Source organism: Microbispora sitophila (genome assembly GCF_014892245.1).
In the GTDB taxonomy this organism is placed as follows: Bacteria; Actinomycetota; Actinomycetes; order Streptosporangiales; family Streptosporangiaceae; genus Microbispora; species Microbispora siamensis.
The window spans coordinates 199,494-215,291 of sequence record NZ_JADBGC010000008.1; the positions used below are offsets into that span (position 1 = coordinate 199,494).

The 15,798-nt window shown below is 68.9% G+C and carries 11 protein-coding genes and 1 tRNA gene; 6 read left to right on the forward strand and 6 right to left on the reverse strand.

The genetic code is table 11. The annotated features are described in order from the left end of the window. Positions 1-44: 44 nt before the first annotated feature. The 3 genes from IL992_RS16865 to IL992_RS16875 all read right to left on the reverse strand — a co-directional run bounded on the left by IL992_RS16865 (position 45) and on the right by IL992_RS16875 (position 3,196). Entirely contained in the window at positions 45-698 is a 654-nt protein-coding gene (locus IL992_RS16865) for a response regulator transcription factor (protein WP_319018604.1), read from the reverse strand. Beyond that, positions 695-2,701 (reverse strand): sensor histidine kinase, encoded by a 2,007-nt coding sequence (locus tag IL992_RS16870; RefSeq protein WP_193204292.1) that lies wholly within the window; start codon positions 2,699-2,701, stop codon positions 695-697. The genes IL992_RS16865 and IL992_RS16870 overlap by 4 nt, the downstream gene beginning before the upstream one ends. Before the next feature lie 129 nt (positions 2,702-2,830). Then, positions 2,831-3,196, reverse strand: a complete 366-nt coding sequence (locus IL992_RS16875; RefSeq protein WP_193204293.1) for a DUF5997 family protein — start codon at positions 3,194-3,196, stop codon at positions 2,831-2,833. Between the two features lie 54 nt (positions 3,197-3,250). Between IL992_RS16875 and IL992_RS16880 the strand changes: the two genes are divergently transcribed. The 3 genes from IL992_RS16880 (at position 3,251) to IL992_RS16890 (ending at position 6,046) form a co-directional block, all read left to right on the forward strand. Further along, on the forward strand, positions 3,251-3,964 hold the full coding sequence (locus IL992_RS16880) for a LysR family substrate-binding domain-containing protein (protein WP_319018605.1): 714 nt from the start codon (positions 3,251-3,253) through the stop codon (positions 3,962-3,964). A 236-nt stretch (positions 3,965-4,200) separates the two neighbouring features. Then, a complete protein-coding gene (locus tag IL992_RS16885; protein WP_193204294.1) occupies positions 4,201-4,785 on the forward strand; it encodes a winged helix-turn-helix domain-containing protein in 585 nt (194 codons plus the stop codon). Between the two features lies 1 nt (position 4,786). Continuing rightward, entirely contained in the window at positions 4,787-6,046 is a 1,260-nt protein-coding gene (locus IL992_RS16890; RefSeq protein WP_193204295.1) for an MFS transporter, read from the forward strand. A gap of 1,707 nt (positions 6,047-7,753) precedes the next feature. Here the strand turns inward: IL992_RS16890 and IL992_RS16895 are convergent. After that, positions 7,754-7,996 (reverse strand): hypothetical protein, encoded by a 243-nt coding sequence (locus IL992_RS16895; protein WP_193204296.1) that lies wholly within the window; start codon positions 7,994-7,996, stop codon positions 7,754-7,756. Positions 7,997-8,711: 715 nt separating this feature from the next. Between IL992_RS16895 and IL992_RS16900 the strand changes: the two genes are divergently transcribed. From IL992_RS16900 to IL992_RS46265, 3 genes are all read left to right on the forward strand, one after another. Continuing rightward, positions 8,712-12,653, forward strand: coding sequence for a tetratricopeptide repeat protein (locus IL992_RS16900; RefSeq protein WP_193204297.1), 3,942 nt, complete (start codon positions 8,712-8,714; stop codon positions 12,651-12,653). Between the two features lie 281 nt (positions 12,654-12,934). After that, complete coding sequence (locus IL992_RS48375) at positions 12,935-13,642, forward strand: site-specific integrase (protein ID WP_319018606.1); 708 nt, start codon at positions 12,935-12,937, stop codon at positions 13,640-13,642. Then, on the forward strand, positions 13,633-14,328 hold the full coding sequence (locus tag IL992_RS46265) for a tyrosine-type recombinase/integrase (protein WP_319018607.1): 696 nt from the start codon (positions 13,633-13,635) through the stop codon (positions 14,326-14,328). Before IL992_RS48375 ends, IL992_RS46265 begins: the two co-directional genes overlap by 10 nt. Positions 14,329-14,416: 88 nt before the next feature. Here the strand turns inward: IL992_RS46265 and IL992_RS16910 are convergent. Continuing rightward, positions 14,417-14,488: transfer RNA gene (locus IL992_RS16910), tRNA-Lys, on the reverse strand. Between the two features lie 127 nt (positions 14,489-14,615). Next, positions 14,616-15,773 carry an acyl-CoA dehydrogenase family protein gene (locus tag IL992_RS16915; RefSeq protein WP_193204298.1) on the reverse strand — a complete coding sequence of 386 codons (1,158 nt, stop codon included), beginning with the start codon at positions 15,771-15,773 and terminating at the stop codon, positions 14,616-14,618. Positions 15,774-15,798 lie beyond the last annotated feature (25 nt).

Consider the following 15,798-nt stretch of genomic DNA (forward strand, 5'->3'; position numbering starts at 1 on the left):
CCTCCTCCCGCGGAACCGTCGTCACCCCCGCCGTACGGCGGGGGTCAGCGCCTGCCCGGGAGGATCAGGCCGGTCTCGTACGCCGTGATGGTCGCCTGGAGGCGGTCACGGACGCCGAGCTTGGCGAGGATCACCGCGACGTGGTCCTTGACCGTCGATGGGCTGATCCGGAGAACCTCGCCGATCTCGGCGTTGGTGAGACCACGGGCGACGTGCGTCAGCACCTCGGTCTCGCGCCGGGTGAGCGTGCCGAGGACGGCGGCGTCACGAGGTTCCGGCTCGGACGCGAACCGATCGATGAGGCGTCGGGTGACCCCCGGATCGAGGAGGGCGTCTCCCGAGGCCACCACCCGGACCGCGTCGGCGACCCGCTCTGGCTCGGCATCCTTGAGCAGGAATCCGCTGGCGCCGGCCCTCAGCGCCGAGAACACGTACTCGTCGAGGCCGAACGTCGTCAGCACCACCACCCGCGTGCCCGGCGCTTCTGCGCCGATCCGGGCGGTCGCCCGCAACCCGTCGAGGCCCGGCATCCGGATGTCCATGAGCGCCACATCGGGCCGCAGCGACACGGCCAGCGCCACGGCGGCCTCCCCATCCGCGGCCTGGCCCACGACGCTCAGATCGGGTTCGGCGTCCAGGACCGCCGCGATGCCCGCCCGCACCACCGCCTGGTCGTCGGCGACCGTCACCCTGATCACGGGAGCACCTCCGGAAGCCACACCCTTACCATTCCGTCCCCGGCGTCCGAGACGCTACCTCCGGCCGCGTCGGCCAGCGTCCGGACTCGCCGATCCCCGCCCGTGCCGGCGGAAGGCCCCGAGACCGCAACGCCGTCGGCGCGGCAGGTCACGGTGATCTCCCGCTCATCCCGTGCGCAGCCGCGCAGCATCGACTCGGCCACCCTGAACGCGGCGACCTCCACGCTGGGGGACGCTTCGCGGCGGGCTCCGGCGTACCGGACGGTGCCCTGGTGCCGCGCCGCGAGCAGGGCGATTCCGGCGATGGTCGGGGGCGGGTCGTCGCCGCTTTGGCGGCGCAGCTCGCTGAGCGACTCCCTGAGCGCGGCCAGCCCGGCCCTGGCCTCGGCCAGCACGGTGTCCAGCCGGCCCGCGTCCGCCGCGACCACGATGGCCCCGGCATGGCACAGGGCCGTACGCCGCAGGCCCGCCGCCAGCCGGTTCCGCTCCGCCAGCACGACCGTCGCCGTCTCGCGGCCGAGCAGATCCCGCTCCCAAGCCACGGCCGCATGGCGCCGCGCACGCCTTGCCCCCGCCGCCAGGCCGAGCCCCCACACCACCGCCGACGGGACCGCGACGCCAAGGGCCAGCACCGCCCACGCGGCTGCCCGGTCTCCCACGATCCCCGGCCCGCACGCCAGAGCAAGCCCGCCTATCGCCCCCACCGCCGCCGTGGCGAGAGCCCCCCACCGCCGGCGTGCACGAGGGCCGTACGCGCCGCGAGGGCCGTACGCGCCCAGCGCGTAGAGCAGCGCCAGCTCAACCCACAGGCACCACAGGAACACGTCCCCTGCGGGCTGCTTCGTCCAGCCGGCGAGCCCGGCGGCGAGCAGGACCGGATAGACCGACAACGCCGCCGCCAGGCTGAGAAGCGGCGCCCGCCTGCGCAGGCCGAGCGGCAGGGCGTGCGCGAAGAAGAGCGGCACCAGCAGGGCGGCCTCTCCGGGGAGGCTCTCGGGCGTGTCGGTCGTCAACAGGCTCGTACCGATGGACAGCGCCACCGCGAGGATCGCAAGCGCGGCGTCGGACGCCTGCCGGCCACGCCATTCGTACGACCTCGATGCCTGGCCCTCGTCAGGGGATAGCGGGAGTTCGGCGCGCACGGCCCACCCCCGGTCATCCGGCCCCGCCGACAGGAACCCTCCGCAGGCGGCCACCGCCGTCCTGAGCCCGGCGAGCCCGTATCCACCACCCAGTCCACGTGCCACGTCCGCGTTGTCCACGACCGGCTCGCCAGGATCGTTGACGATCGTGACGACCAGGCGGCCGGGTTCGCGGTCGACGCAGACCCGTACGGCGCCTCCCGGCGCGTACCGCAGGGCGTTGGTCAGCGCCTCGCGGACCACCCGGTATGCGACGGCGGCGATCTCGGGCGGGGCGCTCCCGGCTGTTCTGACATAGGTGAGACGCGGCTCTGGCCACGTGGCGGCCAACGCGTCCACGTCGGCGAGATCGGCCGAGCCGATACCGGTGCCGCCGGCGGTCAGCCGCTCCAGTTCCCGGGTGGCCAGGCGGCCGGTCTCAGCGGCATACCGGGCGGCCTCCGCCACGAGAGCCGGGTCGGCGAGACGCAAGGCGGAGGCGGCGCCGACCGCGATGCCGGTGAGTCTGTGGGCGGCGGTGTCGTGGAGTTCGGCGGCGATCCGGTGCCGCTCGGCCTCGGCGGCCACGCCCGGCACATCGGGCACGGCCGCGCGGAAGACGGCCACGGCCCGGCGTGTCGCCCGGCCGCGCCGCCGCGACCTGCCCAGGGCCCAGGTGACCGCGGCGAGTCCGGCGGCCAGCAGTGTCACGCCGATGACGGACCTGGGTGACTCCCCGAGGACGCTCGCCGTCCCCGCGGTCAGCACCAACGCGACCACGACGCCCCCGGCGGCCACCCCTGCCGTCTGACGCAGAGCCAGGCCGTACAGCGCCACGGTCGCGATGAGCGGCACAACCCACCACAGCCAGCCCCACAGCACGCCGAGCAAGCCTAACGCGGAAACGGGATCAGCCCAGGACCGTACGGGGCGCCAGGGACTCGAATCCTGAACCGACGGATTGAGAGCGCGCGGACCGAATCGAGTCAGATCGCCGCTCCCATCGGCGGACTAGCGCTGCTTGAGGCGCTGCGCTTCCTTGCGCACCTCGGCCTGAATCGACCGCTCGCGCTTGAGCCACTCGGGGTTCTCCGCCTTGATGGCGTCGATCTCGGCGGTGGTGAGCGGCCCGGTGATGCCGCCCCTGGCCAGGCCCGAGTTGGAGATGCCCAGCTTCACGGCGACGACCTGCCTGGGGTGCGGCCCGTTGCGCCGCAGATCGGCCAGCCATGCCGGCGGATTGGCCTGCAGCGCGTTCAGCTCATCCCTGGAGACGACTCCCTCCTGGAACTCGGCGGGAGTGGCCGAGAGGAGCACACCCAGCTTCTTGGCCGCGGTCGCGGGCTTCATCGTCTGGGTGGTCTTGAGCTTGGTCATGGTGTCAAGGGTATGGCGCGAAGCCGCTTCCACTGACATCGATACCCTGAGGAGGTGAGCGACAGGGAGTTCCGGCTGGCTTACGTGCCTGGGGTGACGCCCGCCAAATGGGTCAACGTCTGGGCCGAGCGTGTGCCCGACGTGCCACTCACGTTGGTCCCCGTTCCCGCCGCCGAGGTGGTGAAGCTCCTGCACGACGGCGGCGCCGACGCCGGGTTCGTCCGGTTGCCCGTGGACCGTGAAGGGCTCAGCGTGATTCCTCTCTATGTCGAGACCACCGTGGTCGTGGTGCCGAAGGACCACATGGTGGCCGCCGCCGACGAGGTGACTGTTGCCGATCTCGCCGACGACGAGGTGCTCCATCCGAGGGACGACACCCTTGAGTGGACGGCCCAGCCGGGGCTGCCGGCCTTCACGCGTCCGGACACGACGGCGGAGGCGATCCAGCTGGTGGCGGCGGGGGCCGGGCTGCTGCTGGTCCCGCAGTCGCTGGCGCGCCTGTATCACCGCAAGGATCTGACCTACCGGCCGGTTGTGGAGACGCCGCAGTCGCAGGTCGCGCTGGCCTGGCCCACGAAGGCGACGACTGAGCTGGTGGATGACTTCATCGGCATTGTCCGCGGGCGTACGGTGAACAGCTCGCGGGGCCGTACCCCCGCGCCTGCCCAGGAGAAGGCGCGGAAGCAGCCGCGGAGTCCCGCTCCGGGCGGGTCGGGTCGCCGGGGCGCGCAAACCGGCCGGGGCAGGAAGGGCCGCCGTCCCCGCTGAACCCGCGGTCGTGGGAGTGCCAGGGAGAAAAGGGCGGTGTCGGCACCCGTCGAGCAGGTCCTCCGCTCGACAATGCCGACTGAACCGTCGTCTCCGGCGCCGCCGCCCCACGGTGGGCTCCAGGACCAGGTCGGCCACGCCGGACCTACGTCGTACCACATCGATTCGCAAGAATCCTTGCGAGAACACGTCTTTGGGGCGTATCAACGAAAGAAGTCTTTCGTTTAGGAGCGCCCATGGAACCGACAAAGCCGGAACGGCGCGTACGCGTCCAAGACCCCACGACGCTGCGCGCGCTCGCCCATCCACTACGGCTGCGCCTGCTGCGCTACCTGCTGGCGGCCGGCCCGCGAACGGCGGCGCAGTGCGCCGAGGCGCTCGACGACACCGGCTCCAACTGCAGCTACCATCTGCACCAGCTCGCCCGCCACGGGCTGATCGAGCGCGTGCCCGCGCAGGGCGCCAACCGGCGCGACCGGCCGTGGCGCGCCGTCGCCACCGGGCTGGAGTTCCTTCCGGAGCCCGGGGACGAGCAGGGCCGGCAGGTCAACGACGCGCTGACCTCGCTGGAACTGGACGAGGTGTTCCGCTCGCTGCAGCACTACCGGCAACAGCAGCACAAGCTGCCCGACCAGTGGCAGGAGAGCGCGACCTTCCACAACTACACGCTCTCGCTGACCCCCGCGGAACTGCGGCACCTCACCCTGACGCTGGACGCCGTCATCCGGCCGTACCTGCGCCCGCTGCGCGACGGGGCGCCGAGTGACGCCCGGCCGGTCAGCCTCAGCCTGCAGGCCTATCCCACACCGGAATTCATCTGAGATGGTGATGCTGCTGCGCCACCGCGGATTCGTCCTCGTCTGGCTCGCCGGGCTCGCCTCGAGCGTGGCGAGCTGGCTGCTGATCACCGGGTTGCCGATCTACGTCTTCGGCGTCACCGGCTCGGCCTTGGTCACCTCCGCCGTGTTCCTCGTCGAGCTGTTGTGCGGCATCACCATGGGATCGTTCGCCGGGGCGCTCGCCGACCGCTTCGACCGGTTCCGCCTGATGAGCGGCGTCGCGCTGCTGCAGGCGGCGGTGGTGATGCCGCTGGTGGGCGAACCCGGCCACCGCCTGTGGATCATCTGCCTGGTCGCCGGCGCCCAGGCGATGCTGACCCAGACGTTCGACTCGGCCCGCAACGCGGCCCTGCCGCGGCTGGTCGAGGCCGCGCACCTGGTGCGCGCCAACAGCATGGTCGCGCTCAACACCAGCGTGGGGCGCCTGATCGGCAGCTCGCTCGGAGGCTTCGCCATCACCCGGGAAGGAACCCGCTACCTGGCGATCGGCGCCGCCGTGGCCTTCGTGACGGCCGCCGCCCTGATCGCAGCCGCCCGCCGGACGGCACACCACGACGCCGCGGAACCGGCCCCGGACTGCGGCGCCACGTCGTTCTTCGAGAACTGGCGATTCGGCCTGATGACGACGATGCGCAACCGCAGCGTCCGGGTGACGTTCCAGAGCGTGGCCTTGGGCGGCGTCGCCCAGGGCCTGTTCGCGGTGCTCTTCGTCGTGTTCGTCAGCCGCGCGCTGCACGCCGACGGCACGCTCACCGGCGTGCTGCGCGGTGTCCAGGCGATCGGCGGCGTGGCGGGCGGGCTCGTCGTCGGCCTGTTCGGTGCGCGCCTTGGCCCCTGGCTGCTGATGAGCCTGGGCGCCGCCTCGTTCGGCCTGCTCAGCCTGACCATCTGGAACGGTCCGGCGCTCTCGCGTCAGATCGAGGTGTACATCGTGCTGTTCATCCTGGTCGGCGTGCCCGGCATCGCGTACAACAGCGGCGCGTTCGCGCAGATCCAGCAAAGCGTCCCCGACAGTGATCTGGGCCGGGCCTTCGGGGTGTTCTACATGGTCTACAACGCGTCGCAGGGACTGGGCATGGCGGCCGCCGGCCTGCTCGGCGACGTGCTCAATGTGGTGTTCGTCCTCAACGTGCAGGCCGTGCTGTACCTGGCCTCCGGCGCGGTGGTCTACTTCGCGCTGCGCCCGGCCCGCAGACCGCGCTCCGAAAGCCTGCGACAGCAATGGTTGAGCGACCGTTATTGATCAGTTGGGGTGAGAGACGTGTGGAGTGGTGGGGCGCCAGGGACTCGAACCCTACCGACGGACTAAAAGCTCAGCCGATCATGGTGCCGAACAGTTCAACGCAGGGGCGAATGTGGATGTGGCGACCACTTCTGCCAGAGCTTCTACACGGCTGAACGTCCACGTGGGCATATGGCCTCGGGCATCGATGTGTGCCACTGCTTCCGGAGAGAGGCTACGCTCGCCGGGGGCCGGGCTGAGAGCGCCTAGAAATGCTCAGGGTCGGATCGGGATTCACGTCCTGACCAGGCCCTTCGGCTTGAATCGGGTGACGGGATCGAACCGCACTGTCAGCTTGGGAATTGCATGGAGCAGCAACCGGCTGTGACCCCGCCCGATGGGTCGGACGACTTCCGCCAGCACAGCGGTCAGCAACCGGCATCTCGGCTACGCCGTACGGCCAGCACGGGTACGTCTACTCAATTGGCCGTGGTTCCTGACCACTAACCTTGGAACACTGCTCTGACCCAGGCCGGCTTTTTTGCCAGCAGCGTGGTGACCTTCGGGCTCGTCATTACTGGGATTCCGCGCGCACGCCCCCGACGACTTTCAGCGGCTATGCGCGAGGTTGAACAGGTCGTCGAACCTGCGGCCGGGCTCGGTCGCCGCCCAACGGTGAAGCTTGGCCTGCATCTCCATACCCGCCGACGCGGTCCCATCGGGATCGCCTCCGGCCAGGCGCCACATTCGGCGGCGCGTCTTTCGGCATTGCAGCATCCATCCCTTCGTGTTCTCGCGTGAAACGGGGCCCGGACACATCGTCTCCGGGCCCCCGTCGCATGTTCAGATCGTGGCTCGCACGACAATCACTCAGGTCGGCGTCGACCGCGGCGTTGCAGTAGGAGCCATACAAGTACGGTTACGAGGAACATGTGAGCGTCTGCTGCTATCAGGGGCCGCGCGCATTACGATGGCTCGTTCGGTTACTGGTGGATCTTCGGCTAGTTGCTGAACACCCTGGCGCCCTCATCAGTCGCTGATGAGGGCGCCAGGCCCCGTTCTATAGGTGTACAAAGTCTAAATTGAAGGGTCTGAACCGTGCGTAAGAACAGTCGCATAGATCGAGGTTGCGCGGCGATGGCCGCTCTCGTCACCACGATTGCCGCTTCATGCGGCCTGAATCCACAAATCGAATCCGGGGGCCATCGCGCCCCTATCCGCAGCGACAGCGTCCAGTCGGCCTCGCCGACACATAACTCGTCTACCCATGGAGGCGGGAAGGGCTCAACTACATCAGGGGGTCGAGTGCATATTTGTAGCACAGGGAGCATCATCGATGTATGTCAAACATTTCATGTCCGATACGACAAGAAGCAACGCGAGGTGCGTCCCACCACATCCACACTCATCTCCCCCCGCACTACGGCCGGAAAGTTAATAGAAGAGCCAGAATTATCGGGGGGTGTTTACTATTCCGCCATGAAAGGGTACCCAAAAAGCGGATATAAGTATACATCCCGCTCCAAGTTCAGTGGCGGCTTTGACGGGTCTACGTGTTTCCTTGAGATCAATCTCCTTATGGGTTCGGATGGCAACTATACATATAGCTGGATTCTTCTATGTGGAAGCGGCAACGGTAGTGTCACTGCGTAGATATCCCATGCGACAGGGCCCGCTGAAAACAGTCTAAAGGGTGCAACTCCTGATTCATGAAGAATCTATGGCGGCTCATCGAACTTGATCGGGATTGAGGTAGACTGGGTGCGCCCGCGTCGCGGCGGGCCAGCCGGTGACTGTGAAGTCCCGCCGGCAGGACAATGCGGCGTCGGCCGGATACAGGTTGGGTGCGGGCCGACGCATCAGGCGCACCGGGTGACGGCTACTCATCCCGAAGATCGTGGCCAGCAGGCGGTGTTGGCTGGTCTCCACCCGGCGCTGGACCACTTCTGGCTGGCTCTCTTCACCCAGCACGGTCCTCCTCGGCGCGGGCGCGGGCCAGCACCTGCAGTTCCGGCGCGGCCCGAGGTCCCGGTGGTCGTGCAGCAGTTGCCGCAGCAGACCACGTCCCCGGTCAGCCGCCACGGCGGTCTCCTACGGTTGCACTGGGCTCTTCTTTCCGCTGGTCCGACCTCTTCTTCTCCTTCGACTTCCACACGACGAGAGGGAGCTGACCAGAGCCTCACTTGACGCTGGGGCGCGGCAAGGTCTTCGGTTGTGGTCTTCTGCCGGTCGTCTTTGAGGTCTGGCCTGACGGTGGGCGTTTAAACGATCTAACAGGTGCCCGGTCCGTACCCGCGAGCTAACAACGAGCAACCAAACGAGATCAACTTCTCGCCGCGAGACCCATCTCAACCGAGAAACCGCAGGTCAGATGGGGTGTGGAGTGGTGGGGCGCCAGGGACTCGAACCCTGAACCGACGGATTAAAAGCTCGGCCGATCATGGTTCCAGAGAGTTCAATACAGGTCAGCGGGCCTGCGCGGTCCGTCTTGAACCGTCCTGGACGGCCTCGTACTGCAACCCCAACTGCAACCAACGGCACTCCGTTGGGCCGGGGCTGAGGGAGCGAAGCCCTCGACCGTCCGTGGATCACGTTGTGGTGACGGACGGCGACAGGTGTATGGGCGGCTTCCACTATGGAGGCCATGGGCGGTGCGAAACGGTCCTTGGCTGCCGGAGGCCTGGGAGTGGGACTGGCCAGCGCGGGGGCGGCGGTCGGGCAGGTGCTCGGCGATACGCCCTGGGCCTGGGTCGGGGGCATCGTCGGTGCGGTGTCGGGGGCGTTCGCCCCAACACTCTACGACGCGGTCCGCGAGCGTGACCGGGCCAGGGAGACGGCGCGGTCGGCGGCCGAGTTGACCAGTGGCGACACCGGGCCGGCGAGTCTTCTCGCGCCGCATCGTGAAGCGGTCGACTTCGTCGGCCGTGAGGTGGAGCTGGCCGCGTTGGAGGGCTGGTGCGCGGACCCATCGGCGGCGCGGGTGCGGTTGGTGACCGGGCCGGGCGGTGTCGGCAAGACACGGCTGATGCTTCGATTGATCTCACGGCTGGACGAGCGCACGTGGGGTGTCATCCGGGTTGGAGCGGGTGAGGAGGCCACAGCACTGGAGCGGTGGCGGGAGGTCTCCCAGGCGAACGTGCTGGTTGTCGTGGACTATGCCGAGACGCGCCGGGGGCTGGAGGCGTTGCTGCGGTCGGTGGTGGCCGATGACGGCAAGCGGGTGCGGTTGCTGTTGCTGGCCCGTGATGTCGGCGAGTGGTGGGCTCGGCTGGGCTCGGCAGAGCGCCCGGTCCGCGAGGCGCATGCCCGTGCCACCGTTGAGCGGATGGTCTTATCGCCACGGGTGAAAGCGGAGATGACCGACGCCGAGGTGGTGGACGCCGCGGTGGCGGACTTCGCCCGAAAGTTGGGGGTGACCGCAGCCCCGAAGGTTGTCATCGGCGACACCGTCGGTCGTGCGCGCATCCTCGACCTGCATGCGGCGGCGCTGGTCGGCCTATTGACTGCCCAAGAGTCGGGCGGGTTGCGTACGGTACGGGTGGATCTTGGCATGGTCCTTGAGGATCTGCTGGGACATGAGGCGCGGTTCTGGCGGGGCAGCGCCGAGGCGATGGGCCTGTGTGACGGGCCAGCCGGTCTGACTGGAGAGATGCTGGCCCAGATCGTCGCCGCGGGGGCACTGCTCGGGGCGCGAACGGCCGCTGAGGCGGTAGCGGTGGTCGGCCGGGTGCCGGGCGTGCCCCAGAGCAGGAAGATCGCCGGGTGGTTGCGCGGGCTGTATCCCCCGGATGGTGGAGAGGGCTGGTTGGGCAGCCTGCGCCCGGATCGGCTGGCGGAGTTGCATGTGACCCACCAGCTTGCCGCCTCCGATGACTTGGCGCGGGCGTGTCTGACCGAGCTGGACGACATCCAGGCGCAGCAGGCGTTGATCGTGCTGGGTCGGGCTTCGACCGACTACGAGGCCGCTGAGTCCCTGTTGGAGCGTATCTTGCCTCTGGTCAGTCGCGTGGCTGCCGAGCTGCAAGCACCGCGGGAGACGCTGATCGCGATCTCAAACGCCATGCCCTATCCGTCGCTGGCCCTCGCCGAGGCGGACGCCATCATCGCCGGCAAGGTTCTCGACACCTTTCCCCCGGGTGATCGTAGTGCCGAGCGTGGTCAATGGCTGACGATCAAGGGCGTCCGGCTCTCGGAGCTGGGCCGCCCCGCTGAGGCAATGCCTCCCACGCAGGAGGCGGTGACCATTTATCGGGAGCTGGCCGAGGCCTACCCCGACCGGTACCGTCCCGATCTCGCCGGCTCGCTGTACAACCTGGGCGTCCGGTTCTCGGAGCTGGGCCGCCCCGACGACGCCCTGCCGGTCGAGCAGGAGGCGGTGACCATACGCCGGGAGCTGGCTGAGGCCTATCCCGACCGGTACCGTCCCGATCTCGCCGCCTCGCTGTCCAACCTCGGCGTGCGGTTCTGGGAGTTGGGCCGGCCCGCTGATGCTCTGCCGGTCGAGCAGGAGGCGGTGACCATTTTTCGGGAGCTGGCTGAGGCCTATCCCGACCGGTACCGTCCCGATCTCGCCGGCTCGCTGTCCAACCTCGGCATCTGGTTCTCGGAGCTGGGCCGCCCCGCTCAGGCAATGCCTCCCACGCAGGAGGCGGTGACCATTTTTCGGGAGCTGGCTGAGGCCTATCCCGACCGGTACCGTCCCGATCTCGCCGGCTCGCTGTCCAACCTGGGCGTGCGGTTCTGGGAGTCGGGCCGCCCCCACGATGCTCTGCCGGTCGAGCAGGAGGCGGTGACCATTTATCGGAAGCTGGCCGAGGCCCACCCCGACCGGTACCGCCCCGATCTCGCCGGCTCACTGTCCAACCTCGGCGTCTACTTCTCGGCGCTGGGCCGGCCCGACGATGCCCTGCCGGTCGAGCAGGAGGCGGTGACCATTTATCGGGAGCTGGCTGAGGCCTACCCCGACCGGTACCGTCCCGATCTCGCCGGCTCGCTGTACAACCTCGGCATCCGGTTCTCGGAGCTGGGCCGCCTGGCTGAGGCCCTGCCGGTCGAGCAGGAGGCGGTGACCATTTTTCGGGAGCTGGCTGAGGCCTACCCCGACCGGTACCGTCCCGATCTCGCCGGCTCGCTGTACAACCTCGGCTCCACCTTCTCAGAGCTGGGCCGGCCCGACGAGGCCCTGCCTTCCACGCAGGAGGCGGTGACCACTTATCGGGAGCTGGCCGAGGCCCACCCCGACCGGTACCGTCCCGACCTCGCCGCCTCGCTGTCCAACCTCGGCGTGCGGTTCTGGGAGTCGGGCCGGCCCGCTGAGGCCCTGCCGGTCGAGCAGGAGGCGGTGACCATACGCCGGGAGCTGGCTGAGGCCTATCCCGACCGGTACCGTCCCGATCTCGCCGGCTCGCTGTACAACCTCGGCATCCGGTTCTCGGAGCTGGGCCGCCTGGCTGAGGCCCTGCCGGTCGAGCAGGAGGCGGTGACCATTTTTCGGGAGCTGGCTGAGGCCTATCCCGACCGGTACCGTCCCGATCTCGCCCGCTCGCTGTCCAACCTGGGCGTGCGGTTCTCGGAGCTGGGCCGCCCCGCTGAGGCCCTGCCCCCGGCGCAGGAGGCGGTGACCATTCGCCGGGAGCTGGCTGAGGCCTACCCCGACCGGTACCGTCCCGATCTCGCCCGCTCGCTGTCCAATCTCGGCTTCACCTTCTCGGCGCTGGGCCGCCTGGCTGAGGCCCTGCCGGTCGAGCAGGAGGCGGTGACCATTTTTCGGGAGCTGGCTGAGGCCTATCCCGACCGGTACCGTCCCGATCTCGCCCGCTCGCTGTCCAACCTCGGCTCCACCTTTTTGGAGCTGGGTCGGCCTGCTGAGGCTCTGCCCCCGGCGCAGGAGGCGGTGACCATTCGCCGGGAGCTGGCCGAGGCCTACCCCGACCGGTACCGTCCCGATCTCGCCGGCTCGCTGTCCAATCTCGGCTTCACCTTCTCGGCGTTGGGCCGCCTGGCTGAGGCCCTGCCCCCGGCGCAGGAGGCGGTGAGCATTTATCGGGAGCTGGCCGAGGCCTATCCCGACCGGTACCGTCCCGACCTCGCTACCTCGCTGAACAACCTCGGCTCCACCTTTTCGGAGCTCGGCCGCCTGGCTGAGGCCCTGCCCCCGGCGCAGGAGGCGGTGACCATTCGCCGGGAGCTGGCCGAGGCCTATCCCGACCGGTACCGTCCCGACCTCGCCGCCTCGCTGTCCAACCTCGGCGTCCGGTTCTCGGAGCTGGGCCGGCCCGACGATGCCCTGCCTCCGACGCAGGAGGCGGTGACCATCTATCGGGAGCTGGCTGAGGCCTATCCCGACCGGTACCGTCCCGATCTCGCCGCCTCGCTGTCCAACCTCGGCGTGCGGTTCTGGGAGTTGGGCCGGCTCGCTGATGCTCTGCCGGTCGAGCAGGAGGCGGTGAGCATTTATCGGGAGCTGGCCGAGGCCTACCCCGACCGGTACCGTCCCGACCTCGCTACCTCGCTGAACAACCTCGGCTCCACCTTTTCGGAGCTCGGCCGCCCCGCCGAGGCGGAAACAGCATCCAATGAAGCGCAAGCGCTCCTTCTCAGTCATCAGACGAGTGTCAATGAATCGTGAGGCGGTCGCCCCGTTCCTGATCGTCCCGTCGCCGTCGTCCCACCCGTCAGGGGAGCGGGCCAGGGCCACGGGGCCAAGGTGGAGCGCCCTACTGGACGAACAACCTTGGCCCCGTGGCCCTGGTCTGCTCGGCTTGTCCTGGGCGACGGTGGCGTGACGATCAGCACCGCAACCACCTACGCCCCGGCTCGTGCGCGGATGATCACCCGGAACCGGAGGCCCCCGCCGGAGGCACGAAAGTACTTTGACCTGGGGTGGCAGCGCGGCCTTGGTGCGGCGGGGTGGCCCCCAGGCCGCATGCCCGGCCGCCGAGCGGGCGCAGGGCCGCGAGGCGGCGCGGAGCGCCGCTGCTTGATTTCGGCAAGGACGGCAAGTGGCACGGCTGGGTCACCATGGGCGTGAAGGACGACGGCACGCCCGACCGCCGGCACCGCATCGGCAAGACCGAAGCGGAAGTCACCCGCAAGGTCCAAGAGCTGGAGAAAGCGCGCGACTCGGGGAAAATCGACAAGCCGGGCAAGGTGCCGACGGTCAAGGAGTGGATGCAGGTCTACCTCGACGAGATCGCCCCGTTGAACGTCAGTCAGTCCACCCTCGTCAGCACCTACCGGCCAAAGGTCGAGCACTGGATCATTCCCCGGCTCGGTGCTCATCGGCTCGACCGGCTCCGGCCGGAACACCTGGACGCCTTCTACGGCTGGCTGAACAAGCAGGACCTCCGGCCGAACACGATCTTGCAGATCCACCGCATCCTGTCGCGCGCTATCAAGCTCGCCGTACGGCGGGAGATCGTCGCCCGGAACGTCTGCGGGTTGATCGACGCACCGACCGGGGAGGAGGTCGAGATAGAGCCGCTGTCGGAGGACGAGGCACGCGACATCCTCGACGTCGCCAAGGATCGCCGGAACGGGACGCGCTGGTCGGTGGCGCTCGCGCTCGGTCTTCGGCAATGTGAAGGCTTGGCCTGCGGTGGAAGTACGTGGACCTGAAGCGGGGGCAGCTCCGGATCTTCTGGCAGATCAAGCACCAGCGTTACCGGCACGGCTGCGCAGATCCACACGCCTGCGGGGCCGCTCTCCACCGGTATCCGTGCCCGGCCGACTGCCCCAAGGCGAAGCGGACGTCCGGACGGCGGCACACCTGCGTCAAGCAGCGGTGTCCGGCCTCCTGCAACCGGCACGGCGGCAAGTGCCCCAAGTTCTGCGAACCCGGCTGCACCAAGCACGCGCCGTCATGCCGCCAACGCATCGGCGGGTGGACCTTCGTGAAGCCCAAGGGCAAGAGCAGGCGAGTCGTTCCGCTCCCTCCGCCGTTGATCCCGCTCCTAAAGCTGCACCGTGAAGCCCAGGAGGCCGAACGGGTGGCGGCGGGGGAGAAGTGGCAGGACCGGGACCTCGTCTGGTGTGAGCCGGACGGCGGCCCGATCGACTCCCGGCAGGACTGGGAGGAGTGGAAGGAACTGCTCCGTCTGGCGGAGGTCGAGAAGGACGCCAGGGTCCACGACGCCCGGCACACGGCGGCCACGCTGCTCCTGGAGCAGGGGATAGACATGCGGGTCGTTCAGGTGATCCTCGGGCACTCCCAGCTCACCACGACGAAGCGCTATACCCACGTCACCGAGAACCTGGCCGGCGACGCCATGGCGAGGATGGGCCGGGCGCTGTGGGACGAGTGAACCGGCGACTGCACAACTGCAACCAGAAATGCAACCGGGCAGGCTTCCGATCGATCATGATTCGGGAGTCTGCCCAGCTCATTGAGGGTGGGGCGCCAGGGACTCGAACCCTGAACCGACGGATTAAAAGTCCGCAGCTCTGCCATTGAGCTAGCACCCCTTGGTCGTGCCCCTCGGATCCCGCCCGCGTCGCGGTGTGATCCGCAGAACACTCCCCAAGATGCAGGGTACAGAGCGTACCGCGTCTTCGGCGACGCGATTGTCCCCTATCGCGGCGAACAGAGGCGTCAGCGGAAGGCGTCGAGGCCCGTGAGCGCCTTGCCCAGCGTCAGCAGGTGCACCTCCTGGGTGCCCTCGTACGTGAGCACGGACTCCAGGTTGGTCATGTGCCTGATGACCGGATACTCCAGCGTGACGCCGTTGGCCCCGAGCACCGTACGCGCCTCGCGGGCGATGTCCAGCGCGGCCCGGACGTTGGCCAGCTTGCCGAAGCTGACCTGGTGGGGCTTCAGCTTCCCGGCGTCCTTGAGCCGGCCCAGGTGAAGGGCGGTGAGCCCGGCCTGGCCGAGCGCGACCGCCATCCAGGCCAGCTTCTCCTGCGTGAGCTGGAAGGCGCCGATCGGCTTGCCGAACTGCACGCGCGTGGTGGCGTAGTCCACGGCCGCCTCCAGGCAGGCCCGGCCCGCTCCGACCACGCCCCACAGGATGCCGTACCTCGCCTCCGTCAGGCACGACAGCGGGCCCTTCAGTCCCGCGACGCCCGGCAGCACCGCGGAGGCGGGCAGTCGTACGTCGTCGAAGTACAGGGAGGCCGTGATCGAGGCCCGCAGCGACAGCTTGCGGTGGATCTCGGCGGAGGAGAAGCCGGGGGTCGAGGTGGGGACGACGAAGCCGCGGATGCCCTCGTCGGTCCGCGCCCACACGACGGCCACGTCGGCGATCGAGCCGTTGGTGATCCACATCTTGGCGCCGTTCAGGATCCAGTCGCCGGACGGGTCCTGCTTGGCGGTGGTGCGCATGCCGGCGGGGTCGGACCCGTGGTCGGGCTCGGTCAGGCCGAAGCAGCCGATGGCCTCCCCTGAGGCAAGCCGGGGCAGCCACTCCTCCTTCTGCTCGTCCGAGCCGTACTTCCAGATCGGGAACATCGCCAGCGACCCCTGCACGGACACGAACGACCGCAGCCCCGAGTCGCCCGCCTCGAGCTCCCGGCAGGCCACGCCGTACGAGACGGCGTCGAGCCCGGCGCAGCCGTATCCCTCCAGGTGCATGCCGAGGAGGCCGAGCGAGCCCAGGGCCGGGGCGAGTTCGCGAGCGGGGAACGTGCCCTGCTCGAACCACTCGCCGACGTGGGGGAGGACCTTGCCGGAGACGAGTTCCCTTACGGAATCCCTGATCATGCGGTGCTCGGGGTCGAGCTGGTCGTCGAGTTCGAGGAGGTCGTCCATGGCGTCAGGGTATCCGGGCCCCCTC